The following is a 13,969-nucleotide window of genomic DNA, read 5'->3' as shown; positions in this document are numbered from 1 at the left end:
TGACTCTCATAAACAAATATCAGATAATTAAAAAAAGTAAACTCGATAAAGCATTGATTGGGAATAGTAAATAGTTTGTTGTACGTCAGAGAGTGAGATTCATTGGCTGAAAAATCTCATCGTATTATACCCTATTGAACCTGTCCATGAGCTGTTAGTAAATCATACTAATCGTTTAACCAGCGTTAATGGTGATGAGTGGGTATAATCATACCAATGAAGGTGGTACCGCGGAATGAAACTCCGTCCTTTTTTAGGATGGCTTTTTTTTATGTCAAAATTTTGTTGGAGCTAATGTAAAAAGAGGGAGTAATTATGAGTAAAAAACGAATCGTTGTAAAAATAGGAAGTAGCTCGCTAACGAAGAATAATGGAGAATTGCATATCGGAAAACTAACCGAGCATACTGAAGCAATTGTGGAATTGAAGAAAAAGGGCCACGATATAATTTTGATTTCTTCTGGAGCAGTGGCTGCCGGATTCAAAAAACTTGGTTATCCAACTAGACCGGTTAAGATTGCAGGCAAGCAGGCAGCAGCAGCGGTTGGCCAAGGTCTTCTCATTCAAGGCTATACTGAAGCATTCCAAAAGCATAGCATTGCAGTTGCCCAATTATTACTCACAAGAAATGATTTCGTTAATCAAGAACAATATAAGAATGCTTATGCTACATTGACTGAACTACTTAAACGGGATGTTGTCCCAATAATCAATGAAAATGATTCTACTTCCATAGAAGAATTAACATTTGGAGATAATGATATGCTTTCCGCACTAGTAAGTGGTCTTATCCATGCAGATCACCTTATCATTCTTACTGATATAAACGGACTTTACGATGAAGATCCTCGTAAAAATAAAGATGCAAAAAAATACCATTTTTTACCTGAAATAACGGGCAATCTATTAATTGAAGCGAAAGAGAACGGTTCTAAGTTAGGTACTGGTGGAATGAAGTCAAAAATTAATGCTGCTAAAACTGCTTTTTCTTTAGGTGTAAATAATATTTTTATTGGTTCAGGATATGGGGCCACTAAGCTTCACGATATTTTACTAGGTAAAGGTGATGGAACTTATATTGGGAAAAGTGAACGAAAGGTGTTGAATAATAAGAAGCAGTGGATAGCATTCCACTCCTCCTCTTCTGGAAAAATTGTTATCGACACCGGTGCCGTTCAGGCACTTTTAAATAAAGGGAGAAGCCTACTTCCTGTCGGTATAACAGAAGTTTACGGAAGCTTTCAAGAAGGTGCCGTAGTAGAAATAATAAACGAAAAAGGGAAAATAATCGGAAAAGGTCAAGTAAATTATTCTTCGGACGAATTGCTAGAAATTAAAGGTAAAGATAGCTGCGATGCGAAAAAGTTTACTAATAAAGCAACAGTAGAAGCGATCCATAGAGATCATTTATTAATACTATAAAAAAGGGTGATAATGATGGATGAATTAATCCAAAAGGCTTCATTATTAAAAGGTGTCACAGGTGAAATGGCAGCAGCAAGTACAGATGATAAAAATAGTGCACTACTCTTGATTGCTTCCGAATTAGAACATTGTATGATTGAAATTTTGCAAGAAAATCGCAAGGACGTACAATTAGGTAAAGAAAAAGGTTTTACTAGTGCATTAATCGATCGATTAACGTTAACAGAAGATAGAATTAAAGAGATGGCAAATGCGCTACGCTCCTTAATCGAACTTAAAGACCCTATTGGAATTACACTGGAAGAAATTGAACGACCAAATGGTTTGGTAATTAAAAAGAAACGAGTTCCAATCGGTGTTATCGGAATGATTTATGAGGCGAGACCTAATGTGACCGTTGATGCAGCTAGTTTATGTTTAAAAACAGGAAATACTGTTTTATTTCGAGGAAGCTCATCAGCAGCCTACTCTAACAAAGCATTAGTGAAGGTTATTCATCAAGCTTTAGAAAAGTCTGCCTTACCAAAAGATTGTATACAATTGTTAGAAGATACAAGTCGAGCAAATGCAGAAAAAATGTTCGCGTTAAATGAATATTTAGATGTACTCATCCCTCGAGGAGGCGCATCATTAATTCAAACAGTTGTAGAAAAGGCATCAATACCAGTACTTGAAACAGGTGTTGGAAATTGTCATGTATTTGTAGATGAGTCCGCTGACGAAGAAATGGCAACAAATATCGTGATTAACGCAAAAACACAACGCCCTTCCGTATGTAATGCGGCAGAAACATTGCTTGTTCATCGCAGTTGGGCAAAAAAATACTTTAATCAACTAGTTGATAAGCTAGTAGAAAATAATGTTACTTTAAAAGGTGATGTAGAGACTTCTAAATATGATAGTCGTATCGACATCGGTGAGGAGTCAGATTGGACGGATGAATTTTTAGATTTAACACTCGCTGTTAAGGTCGTTGACTCAATTGATGATGCTATAACCCATATAGCCAACTACGGCACGAAGCATTCAGAAGCGATCATTACACAATCTAATGAAAATGTTGAAAAGTTTTTTACTTTCGTAGATGCCGCCGCAGTATACCATAATGCATCGACACGATTTACCGATGGTGCGGAGTTTGGTTTTGGAGCAGAAATTGGCATTAGTACACAAAAATTACATGCAAGAGGACCAATGGGACTTGAGGCAATAACATCTTATAAATATGTTATTTACGGTACAGGACAAATAAAAGAATAATAAAAGGAGGTTGACTTTAAAAGTTACTTTTTACTTTTAGAGTCGACCTCTTTTCTAACAATGTGTGCATCTTTTTTCATTTAGACATTCGCTTTTTTGTTCTCCAAAAATAAAATTGGTGGAGAGCTTCTTTATTTATTGATAAAATAATACTTACTATAATCAAACCATAATAACCATTTCTTACGTTGTTTTTCCACTTAATGTTAGCCTATTTTTATAAGGAGGACTTATGAGCAATATAAAAGTGCTTGTCGCTGATGACGACCCTAACGTATGTGAAATCATTAGCCTATATTTAAAACAAAACCAATATGATGTCGTAGAAGCTAATAATGGTAAAGAGGCAATATCTTTATTTGAATCCTCGAAACCAGATATTATTTTATTAGATATTATGATGCCCGATATAGACGGTTATGAAGTATGTAAAGAAATACGTAAAAAAGCCAATGTCCCGATTATTATGTTAACCGCAAAAGACGAGGAGCTAGACCGTGTATTAGGCCTTGAGATTGGGGCTGATGATTACGTAACGAAACCATTTAGTCCACGAGAGGTAGTAGCTAGAATTAAAGCGATTTTTAGACGAATGCCAGCCCTCACTAATAACACTAATACAAATGAAAACAAAGACTTCACCTTCTCTTCATTTTCTATTTTAGTTGATCAAAGAGAAGTTATCGCCCATGGAGAAAAGTTGTTTTTTCGTCCGAAAGAATTTGATTTACTTCTTTACTTAGTACAAAATCCTCAAATTGTATTTACACGAGAACAATTACTACAAAAAGTGTGGGGATTTGACTTTGCTGGTGATGTAAGGACAGTAGATGTCCATATCAAACGAATACGTGATGAATTCGCAAAGCATCAAATTCTGTGTATTCATACTGTTTGGGGAGTGGGTTACCAATTTCATATTAATAAAAAGGAGTGACCACACTCATGAAATGGATTAACCAAAGCTTATTTCGTAGGTTACTAATTAGTTATTTATTTATTTTCATCCTAGGCTTCGGAATCATTGGAATAGTTATCTCTACTTCTTCTAAAGATTACTTAACTGATCAGAAACGTCAAGAAATGCTTCAACAAGCTGGTAGTATTAATGGTGCTATTTATCATAGTGAAGTAGTTACCCCAGAGGTATTATTAACCATTGAACAATTAGGGGAATTTTCTAATTCAAATATATGGCTTTTTGACGATTCCGGACAAATTGTTGCTACTTCTTCAAGGCAAGATATTTTTGTTGGTGAGCCAATCAGTGATGACTTGTTAAAAGAAATAATGGATGGACAAAATCGAATACAAGTGATGGATATAGAAGGTGAAGAACGACCCATGCTTTCTGTTATAGTTCCATGGGGCTCAAATGAGCAGATTCACGGGGGAATTATACTACACTCCCCTATCGCTGGTATCAATTCGACCATTAGAAATATTCGTGAAATTGTTCAATGGGCAATTATTGGTGGCCTTATCATTGTTACTATATTAGTTTCTTATCTTTCATGGAGTATATCAAAACCTTTAAAAAAAGTGGAAGAAGCAACAAATGAAATTGCATTGGGAAATTATAGTAAACGAGTGGAGCATGATAATCAATTCTCTGATGAAATTAGCGAACTAATAAAGTCCTTTAACAGAATGGCAGAAAAACTAAACACGATTGAAAATGAACGCGGTACGCTTGAAAAGCGCAGGAACGACTTTATTGCTAACATTTCACATGAATTAAGAACACCACTAACCGCTATGAAAGGTTTTTTAGAAGCACTTCAGGACGGTCTAGTGAAAGATACCGAATCACAACAGAAATATTATGCCATTATGTATAGAGAGACTGAGTATTTGAATCATTTAGTGAACGACTTAATGGATTTAATTAAACTGGAACGACAAGATATATCTTTAGATTTGTATTGTGTACATCTACAGGAAATTATTCGAAAAGTCGCATTAAACTTACAACCCTCTATTGAGAGTAGAAATAATGATATTATTATCGACGCACCAGATAACATTCCACCAGTCATTGGCGATTCGATCAGGTTAGAACAAATTTTTAAAAACATTATACATAATGCAAATAAATTTACAGAAAATGGATCCATCACTATTAAACTCGAAGAACATTGTAAAGATAATGTATGCGTGAAGATTTCTGATAATGGTATCGGTATTCCGTCCTACGATGTAAAGAGAATTTGGGAGAGATTCTTTAAAGTAGACCGGGTAAGACAAAAAAAGGAGCGAGGAACAGGCTTAGGGCTTGCTATAGTGAAAGAGCTTGTTCAATTGCATCATGGTGAAATTACCGTAGAAAGTGAATTAGGTGTTGGAACAACGTTTACTATTTTTTTCCCAACTCAACGAAAAAAAGGTTATGAATAATCAGCTGTGGCAAAGGTGATAACCGCCTTTGACACAGCTTTTTAATGTCTTTTAACAGTTTTTTAATATTTTAATTAAAGTTTGATCACAAGTATTGTTTACAATAGACATAATCGAAAAGACTTAAATAATTTCTACAATACGGTGGGAAATATAATGAAAAAACAAATGATGGTTAATGAAATATTCTTTTTACGAAGTGTAGCTTGTTTAAGTATTGTCTTCATTCATGCGATTGCAATCACATTGCAATCAAATCACTATTCAGTTAGTAGCTTTAGTTATAGATTCTATGATTCAATGAATATACTTTTATATTTTGGTACACCAATGTTTATTTTTATATCAATCTTTCTGCTTTCCTTTTCTTATAGAAATAAGGAAATGCCGAAAAACTTCCTAAATAAAAGATTAAAGCTAATATACGTCCCTTTTATTATCATGGCTTTTTTCTACTCCATCCCTTATATGAGTTCCTTTAGTGATTGGGGAGTGAAGTTTGTAGCCAACGCGGTGATCGGTGATTTTCATGGTTACTTTGTGTTAATCATTTTTCAATTTTATGTTATTTATCTTCTCGTGCATAAACAATTAAAAAAAATGTCACCATTTAAAGTCATAAGCTTTGCTTTCCTAGTAAACATTGCTTATTTAAGTTTTTTTAACTATACCGAACCATTAAGCTTTCCTTTTGCAGAGTATATTTGGGAGAGGTTTTATTGGGTCCCTTTTGTTGGTTGGATTTTTTATTTTGCAGTAGGTTATTACAGTGGCCTTTACTTTGAAAAAGTAGTGAGTTATGTAAAGAAATATAAAAATATCGTTCTTTTTGGACCATTGCTCTCGAGTTTTATCTTACTATATCTTTATCATAATGAAATACTCGTCATTCATAGCTCTAAAAGAATCGATATACTATTACACACAACCATTGTAGCAATGTTCTTATTTCTAATTGCAACGAAAATAAAAAATAACATCCCTTCATTTTTACTTACAATAAGTAAGTATTCTTTCGGTATTTACTTGCTCCACTTCTTTTATATTTTAGCATTACAATATGTATTGAATTTGATTAGCGTTTCCTTACCTATTTCTATATCTATCTTTGCTTTATTCTCTGCCAGCATATTTTTATCTATTGCCACAATCCAATTCTTAAATCAATGGAATTTTGGTCAATATATTGTTGGAAAAGTTGGAGTTGGTCTAAAAAACAACAATCTTGACAATAAATCGAAGAAATATCGGGAAGAACATTTAAAATACTCTTCTTAAATAAAATACGAGGGTAATTACTATACAAACAGGTTTACTCAAAAGGTGATAATCTACCTTTCAGAGTAAACCTCTTTCGCTTTTATTTTATTCTTTAGCAGCTAGTATTAGGCTTAGTAAATGAAGACGCTCTTTTTGACTTACATTTCCTTGTAGAAAGCTTAACGTCCTTCGATTAGAATCAACACGATGGACAAAAACTAGATTTTCTTCTGGGACGATATCAATAGATTGTCCATATCGACCAACAGCTGAATATAGTCCCAACTCTTTAAATGGACCATCTGTTGCTACCCACCACATATAGCCATAATCATAAACCTCATTATTCGGTACTTCCATTTGCACGCTCGTACTTTCTTTTACCCAATTTTGCGGGATTATTTGATCTTCGCCCCAATACCCTTCTTGTAAATATAGCAAACCGAATCTCGCCATATCACGAGCAGAGATTTGAAATAAATACGAGGGATGTATAGATCTACTTTCCTCATTTTTATATTCTGTTTCGTATAAAGAAAAGTCCTCCATTCCTATAGGTTCTGCAATTTTATTTTGAAAATGATGAAACAGATCAGAATCTGTTTCATCATTATAAATCGTACCTAAAACGTTAAAATCCCAATTATTATAATAAAAATGTGTGCCAGGCTCATGACTGCCTCTGCTTGGACGATTACGCCTCATTGACCAAGACTCCTCACCGGCTTTATGAAAAACACCTGAACTTGATGTTAATAAATGCTCAATAGTAGCTAATTTTTCGTTCTCGGCTAACGGTGGCTCATCAGAAATGTTGAGCTCGTCTAAAGTATGTTGGAGATTTATTAAGTCCTCTTCTACTTGAATACCGTATAAGCTACTTAAGAAACTTTTCCTTACAGAATGTGCATTAGTATTTTTGGTTACATCTCCCCAGGAGAAAAGTATTTTGCCATCATAGATTGCCATTGCAGCTGTGGAATCGAGTGAATCAAAATATTCTCTTGCACGATTTAGTTTTTCTGCTGACCAGCCAACCTCATCTATAGATTCATGAACCTCCCAATTCGATACAGCTATATAATTTGGTCTAGTTAAGAACTGATAAACGATAGCTCCTACCAAACTTATCATTAATAAAAATACAATTGTCTTCCCCTTGCTGCTTTTCAACACGTATGACCATTCCTTTTTTAAATTACTATAACTATTAATTACCCGATCTGCTCAAAATGTAACTTATTTTTTATAAGGAAAACTAAAAACGAGGTTGGTGAAGCTCGTTTTTAGATTTTTTTTAGATGCGATAAAGAAATGATGCCACATGAGTGATCTCCTCGCTACTACGAGTGGCATCATTTCCACCTCAAATTTCTTATCTTTTAAGAAAAACTATTTAAGCATGTCGCGCACTTAAATAGTTTCATTTTCGTTGACTATTTCTCGTCTTCAATAATATTCTTTATTTGATCGACGTCTAATTCTGTTAGCTGTGTTTCTTTTCCATATATGCCTTTACTATATATTTCAGCGACCTTACTATAATCCTCAATATTTTCATTTGATTTCGCACAAATCTCTTTTATATTTTCATAAGTAGTATTCGTTTCTTTTAAAACAGTACCCTCTTCAGTTTTTCTCTGTAAAAATGCTTTGTATAAAAAAGTAACTTTTTCCTTATTGGTTGTGAGATTATTCCATTTTACTTTTTTCTTAAATGGTGCTTTTAGCCAATCTTTTACTTTATCTTTGTTTTCTTTTTGAAACTTTTTCCAATCGAACAAGCTCTCCTTTTCATCAACGTATATACCTTCGTCTTCTTCTGTAACATTATTCCCAACAATTTTATTGATAAAAACTGCTATCCAATTATAAAATTTACTTAGGACACGCTTTGATTCTCTCCAGAGTACGATTAGTAAAAAAATAACAACAAAGATAATAAAAATATAACCTAAAGCTATTAATAAATACTCTAAAATAATTGAAATGATTGATCTAGATTGTTCCTCAGCTTCTGGAATTGGCATTGCTCCTATTTCTTCAGGACCACGTCCACCATCATCATCAAAGGAAATTAAAGTCAAAAGGTAAACAAAAAATGAAATTACTTTAGCAATGATATTAAATAAAAATTCATGTATCATTTTAAAGTTTGCGAAAATGACGATTACAATTAAAGTACCTATAATATATAAACGATTATGATTTTTCAATTTATGATTTAATTGTGTCTTTTTATCATCAGACATCATTGCTGCAACTAATTGTCTATTATTACTAATAAATAAGGTCAATATAACCATGATGACGCCAGACCATGAAATCACGTTAACGAACGGTAACTCCATTGAGGTAAATATAAAGTAAGTTAAAAAATATACAAAGACACTAACCCACATCCAAGGGACAGGAAAAATACTATCCCATTCTCGTTCAATAAACAACGTTCCTCTATAAATAAATAGCCAATTTACTATTAAAGGAACTATAAAGCTCTCAAATAATAAAATAGATACTATACTGCTCAGTAAAACGGTTAATGTTAAGTATACCCATTTCCTTTTATTCTCTAGTAAATGCCTTAGCAATATTCCCATTAGGCTACAAAACATCATTGTTATCAATGCTAATATTAACGTTTCCGATGGGACGAAATAAATCCATATTATCAGGAGTAAAGGTAAAACCGCAATTAATTCAAATGCGCCTTGAAACCACTTTTGTAATATAAACTGCATTTTTTTAAGCATACTGTTCACCTTCCTCGTTTAGCGTATCCGTTTCCGGTACTGTATGATGAGAAAGCATGAATACTTCTACGGAATTACCTAAAGATCTTAATAAGTGAATATTTCTTTCCATTGTTTCTGTAAGGATAGCAGTAATTACTAAAATATCCATTCCAGTTCTTTTATTTTCAATGTCTTCTTTTAAAAATTGATTAAAGTTTTTACTTCTGTCCATTTGTAGCTTTGCCATCGTTTCTAATAAGTAATGTAAGTGACTATTGCCATTACTTGGCTCCCTACGTACTGAGTCTTTAATTATTTTAAACTTTCCATCTCTATCTTTCGTATAAGAATTACAACCAAAACCTGTTGGAATTCCTTGAGAAATAGCATGTTCAGCAATAGAAGCAGCGTACGAAATCCCTTTTTCAATAAGGATTTCATCCTTTATAGGCATGAAAATATCTTCTGTTAGGTCAAAGTTCAAATAGATCATTAAATGGTGATCTGCTGTATAGTCGTTTTTTGTTACTTGCAAATGGCCTGTACGGGCTGTAGCATTCCAATTCACCGATTTCATTGGGTCACCAAAAGTATAATCTCTAACTCCTGCAATAATAAAAGGATCATCCATAATCCATCTTCTAACAATTAAATCACCTTGCCAGCTTTTAGAAGGTAAAGGCATCTCCTTGATCGGCACTATTTTCGGGAAGATTAAAATTTCAGCTGCTACATGGACAGTTTCGGTATTACTTCCATAACCAAAAGGGTCACCACATGTCATCCCGACAGTTTTTATATGAAAATATCCTCTTTTAGCACATTTAATTTTATGACGGCGAGTGATTTTCTGAAAGGGCCTTAAGCTAAAAACACTTCGATGAAAACGCTCATCAATAATATTAATATTATTTTGTTTTTCAAATTGTAGATTAGCACTAAACTTTGATTCTAGCCTTAACCAAGGAAGAGGCAATAGCTTTTTATTACTAATCACTTCAATCATTTCTACTTGCTCACCTTCAAAAACTGCCACTTCACTAAAATAACGTTGATATTGGATTCGTTTCAGACCAAATTTATGATATAAGAAGCTCAGGATGAGTACTATTATTACTGTAGTAGCAATTAACCATCCAATACTCATTTACCTTTCAATCTCCTTTAAAATTGCCGCTTCTGATGGCACGGGAACTTCATTAAGTATTTGATCCAATATCATATTCGCTTGGTTTTTCTTCAATCGCATCGAGTGCTTAAGTACTAATCTATGTGCTAGTACTGGATTAACCATCGCTTTCACATCATCTGGTAGCACATAATCCCTTCCGTTAATAATTGCAACTACTTGGACTGCCTTTAAAATTGCTTGTGCTCCACGCGGACTAACTCCTAATTCAATTTCATCATGATTCCGTGTTTTTTCTATTAAACTTACGATATATGTATATATTTCATCACTTACATACACACTCGAATATAACTGTTGTGCCGCAACAATTAATTCATTAGTTGCTACAGCTTGCATTTCCTCCATTGGATTCTTTTCTTTAAATCGTTTTAATATGTGTACTCCTTCTTCTTTTGTCGGGTATCCTAAATTAATTTTTAACAAGAAACGGTCTAACTGTGCTTCCGGTAAAGGAAATGTCCCTTGGTTCTCTATTGGGTTTTGTGTCGCAATGACTAGAAATGGCCTTTCTAATTGCCTTGTAACACCATCTATTGTTACTTGCCTTTCCTCCATACATTCTAATAAAACGGACTGTGTTCTAGGGGTCGCTCGATTAATTTCATCTGCCAATATGATATTACCAAAAATTGGTCCCTCACGAAATTCGAACTCTCCTTCTTTTTGATTGTAAAAATTAAGTCCACTTACATCAGTCGGGAGTAAGTCTGGCGTAAATTGAATACGTTTAAATGAACTAGATAACGACTTTGCCATAGCCTTTGCAATCATTGTTTTCCCAGTACCCGGTACGTCCTCTAATAATACATGCCCTGATGAAATAAGTGCTACGAATAAATGGTCAATCGTTTCCTCCTTTCCGACGATTACTTTGTTAATATTAGCCTTTACTTTGTCTGCCAACTCTTTTACTTCTATTAAGTTCATTCATTTCTCTCCTTTTCCCCTATTGTTTACGCTTACAAATATTATTCATATATTATAAGATTTAATGGACTAATTATCTCAATGAACGAAATATTATGCAACCGATAACCTTGTACTGCTTCCTTAAAAAGGAAATCATGTTTCTTCTAAGCTTATAGGGCAACCCCCCTCTCTCAAACAAAGACACTGAAAAAGTGGTCTCCTCATACTTGTGAAGAACTTTCCCCCGCCTAAAATGTTCTTTCTATCTTTCATGAAAAGCACGATGAAATTGATGGCTGCTATATTCTTTACATTGACCATCATTAACCATTCATATATGTATTTATTAATATTCTTTCAATTAACAACTATTTTAAGTAGAAACTTGCTTCATCTACAATTTCTATCGAGTCCTCTTCCTTTAATTGTTCTATTAATCGAAACAATGCATGATCTTTCTGTTTTGCTTCTATCATACAATCCAACTGATTTACACTCCCCTTGATTGTGTTTAAGAATGAAAGAAACATATTTTTATCTATATAGTCGGCATGATGAGTAAAATTCTTTTCAGACTTCGGACTAGAAATATGCATTTTCATTGGCAATGGTGAATCAGACCATGTTTGGACGATTTGATCCCAAACAGGAAAATAGTCCATATCTTTATTGTTTGCTAAGTGATGATGTAGGTCAAAGACTAAAGGTATCCCAAGTTTTTCACATAAATAAAGGGTATCTTCAATGTGAAAAGATTTATCATCATTTTCTAACATAATCATTTTCTGAATTTTTTGTGGAACGTGACCCCAGTTTTCAATGAAGCGTTCTAATGCACCTTCTTTATCCTTATAACTTCCTCCTACATGTAATACACAACGATGAGTTAAGTTTATTTTCATAGCAGTTAGTAAATGTGCATGAACTTTTAAAGCAGTAATTGATGCTTTTAAAATCTCTTTTTTAGGTGAGTTTAATAACACAAAATGATCAGGATGAAAGTCTATTCTCATTTTATGCTCATTGATAAACTCCCCGATTTCATTTAAGGAATTTTTTAAAGGAGTTAAATAATTCCACCCCGCTAGCGCATCATGCGTTGCTAATGGGATAAGGCGCGAACTCAATCTAAAAAATTTTATATCGTGAAAGGCATTATGCTTAAGTAAACGCAAGCAATTTTCTATATTCGACTGTGCAATTCTTTCTAATTTTCTTATTGCGGCTTCTTTATCACCTATCTTTAAAAATTGGTCATATGTCATTGTTTGAGATGGTGAGCTATTTTTTAGTTCCATACTCATTGCCACATAGCCTAATCTTACTAAAGTCATTAAATATCCTTCTTTCTTTGTTATATCGTGACGAGCTACAAAAAAAACTGCTAAACATATGGTGTTATAGGAGGGATAATCATCATGTCGTTTCTATTGCTTTTTTATGAAATGGGTACCTTATTTGTTTTTGCAGCTATCGGATTTATCGTTAAATATCTCAAAGTAATACCAGAGACGAGCAATCATGTTATGGTGCAATTAATACTATATATCACATTACCCGCGCTTATCATATATTCAATGGACGTGACTCTATACTCGAATTTTCTTATTGATTTCTTTTGGCTAATGATTTTGTCGTGTGTCATGTTACTAATTGCAACGGGATTGGCAACCTTACTTAGTAAGAATGCATCTCTGAAACAATCACAGAAAGCAGTTTTTCAAGCTCTTGTCATTTTCGGTAATCAAGGATTTATCGGATATGCTATTTGTTATTTACTTCTTGGAGAACTAGGAATTTTGTATGCTGCAGTATTTAACCTTAGCTTTCTTATTTACATTTGGTCATATGGTATTTATATATTTGTTAAGGATAAACAAAAAATCTCTATAAAAAACATATTTTTAACTCCAGGAATGGCATCAACTATTTGTGGTATCGTAATTTTACTATTACCTTATCAGCTACCTCTTTTTATAAATAACGTGTTATACAGTATAGGCAGTATGACTATTCCTCTTTCCATGCTATTCATAGGTTGTATTATTGCTGATAATAAATTTTTATTGTCTCAATTTATTTTAAATAAATTTTTATGGATTGCTGTTTTCACAAAACTAGTAATTGTTCCGTTATCGTTATTTCCAAGTCTTATTTTTACAATTTCTCTAGATGTCGTTATGGTTGCTATATTAATCGCCTCCATGCCGAGTGCACCGACAACACCAATGTTTGCAAAAAAATATGCTGGTGATGATATCTTTGCTTCTATAGGTGTATCTTTATCTACGTTATTGTCTTTTATCACTGTCCCCTTCCTTTACTTTCTTCTTTTCCTCCTTATTTAAAAAGGGTTTATTACATAGGCTGTTTTCCTATAAATTGTCACTTTTTTCTGACTTGGTGTATTAAAAACAACATTCTATGCGAAAATAGCCTTTACATAAAAAGATTATTTATCATATTTAACGGACAACCTCATCGAAATTTTGCATTTTACAAAAAGACTTTTTTACTATTTTTCTAATTCACCATTAAAATATTCCATATATTAGAAAAAAATTTGTCACATTTTATCAAAAGTCTTGAAAATGATACGATTTATGAGTAATAAAAAAGATACTATACCCTCATCTACTTGATAGTAGGTTTATCCAAATATATTGCTAATAATCATATTTAAACGAGTTTGATTTAAATACAATAAAACAATACGATTAATATTGTTAATGTTAAATTATTTACGTAACCAAAGGAGGAGGATTTTCCATTTTAAAAGAAAATCACTTTT

At 33.2% G+C, this 13,969-nt stretch carries 11 protein-coding genes and 1 other annotated feature; of the genes, 6 read left to right on the top strand and 5 right to left on the bottom strand.

The window, feature by feature from the left end:
- Nucleotides 1-44: 44 nt before the first annotated feature.
- Nucleotides 45-254 (top strand) — a binding site (T-box leader).
- 61 nt (nt 255-315) lie between these two features.
- The 5 genes from proB to BCELL_RS10010 all read left to right on the top strand — a co-directional run bounded on the left by proB (nt 316) and on the right by BCELL_RS10010 (nt 6,360).
- Nucleotides 316-1,422 (top strand): glutamate 5-kinase, encoded by a 1,107-nt coding sequence (proB, locus tag BCELL_RS10030; protein WP_013488604.1) that lies wholly within the window; start codon nt 316-318, stop codon nt 1,420-1,422.
- 15 nt (nt 1,423-1,437) lie between these two features.
- Entirely contained in the window at nt 1,438-2,685 is a 1,248-nt protein-coding gene (locus BCELL_RS10025; RefSeq protein WP_013488603.1) for a glutamate-5-semialdehyde dehydrogenase, read from the top strand.
- 232 nt (nt 2,686-2,917) lie between these two features.
- Entirely contained in the window at nt 2,918-3,622 is a 705-nt protein-coding gene (locus BCELL_RS10020; protein WP_013488602.1) for a response regulator transcription factor, read from the top strand.
- A gap of 8 nt (nt 3,623-3,630) precedes the next feature.
- Complete coding sequence (locus BCELL_RS10015; protein ID WP_013488601.1) at nt 3,631-5,082, top strand: sensor histidine kinase; 1,452 nt, start codon at nt 3,631-3,633, stop codon at nt 5,080-5,082.
- Nucleotides 5,083-5,238: 156 nt separating this feature from the next.
- Nucleotides 5,239-6,360 carry an acyltransferase family protein gene (locus tag BCELL_RS10010; protein WP_013488600.1) on the top strand — a complete coding sequence of 374 codons (1,122 nt, stop codon included), beginning with the start codon at nt 5,239-5,241 and terminating at the stop codon, nt 6,358-6,360.
- An 87-nt stretch (nt 6,361-6,447) separates the two neighbouring features.
- On the opposite strand, the gene BCELL_RS10005 is transcribed toward BCELL_RS10010, so the two are convergent.
- From BCELL_RS10005 to uvsE, 5 genes are all read right to left on the bottom strand, one after another.
- A complete protein-coding gene (locus BCELL_RS10005) occupies nt 6,448-7,518 on the bottom strand; it encodes a serine hydrolase domain-containing protein (protein WP_013488599.1) in 1,071 nt (356 codons plus the stop codon).
- A gap of 260 nt (nt 7,519-7,778) precedes the next feature.
- On the bottom strand, nt 7,779-9,095 hold the full coding sequence (locus BCELL_RS10000) for a hypothetical protein (protein WP_013488598.1): 1,317 nt from the start codon (nt 9,093-9,095) through the stop codon (nt 7,779-7,781).
- Entirely contained in the window at nt 9,088-10,224 is a 1,137-nt protein-coding gene (locus BCELL_RS09995; protein WP_013488597.1) for a DUF58 domain-containing protein, read from the bottom strand. Before BCELL_RS09995 ends, BCELL_RS10000 begins: the two co-directional genes overlap by 8 nt.
- Nucleotides 10,225-11,196 carry an AAA family ATPase gene (locus tag BCELL_RS09990; protein ID WP_013488596.1) on the bottom strand — a complete coding sequence of 324 codons (972 nt, stop codon included), beginning with the start codon at nt 11,194-11,196 and terminating at the stop codon, nt 10,225-10,227.
- 350 nt (nt 11,197-11,546) lie between these two features.
- Nucleotides 11,547-12,512: a UV DNA damage repair endonuclease UvsE gene (gene uvsE / locus BCELL_RS09985; RefSeq protein ID WP_013488595.1), complete on the bottom strand. Its 966-nt coding sequence runs from the start codon at nt 12,510-12,512 to the stop codon at nt 11,547-11,549.
- Between the two features lie 84 nt (nt 12,513-12,596).
- On the opposite strand from uvsE, the gene BCELL_RS09980 reads away from it, so the two are divergent.
- Nucleotides 12,597-13,526, top strand: a complete 930-nt coding sequence (locus tag BCELL_RS09980; RefSeq protein WP_013488594.1) for an AEC family transporter — start codon at nt 12,597-12,599, stop codon at nt 13,524-13,526.
- The last annotated feature ends 443 nt before the right edge of the window (nt 13,527-13,969 follow it).

Origin of the sequence: Evansella cellulosilytica DSM 2522 (assembly GCF_000177235.2) — a bacterium.
In the GTDB taxonomy this organism is placed as follows: domain Bacteria; phylum Bacillota; class Bacilli; order Bacillales; family Salisediminibacteriaceae; genus Evansella; species Evansella cellulosilytica.
Note: the sequence above shows the minus strand (reverse complement) of the source record. Positions and strands in the feature narration are given on the sequence as shown.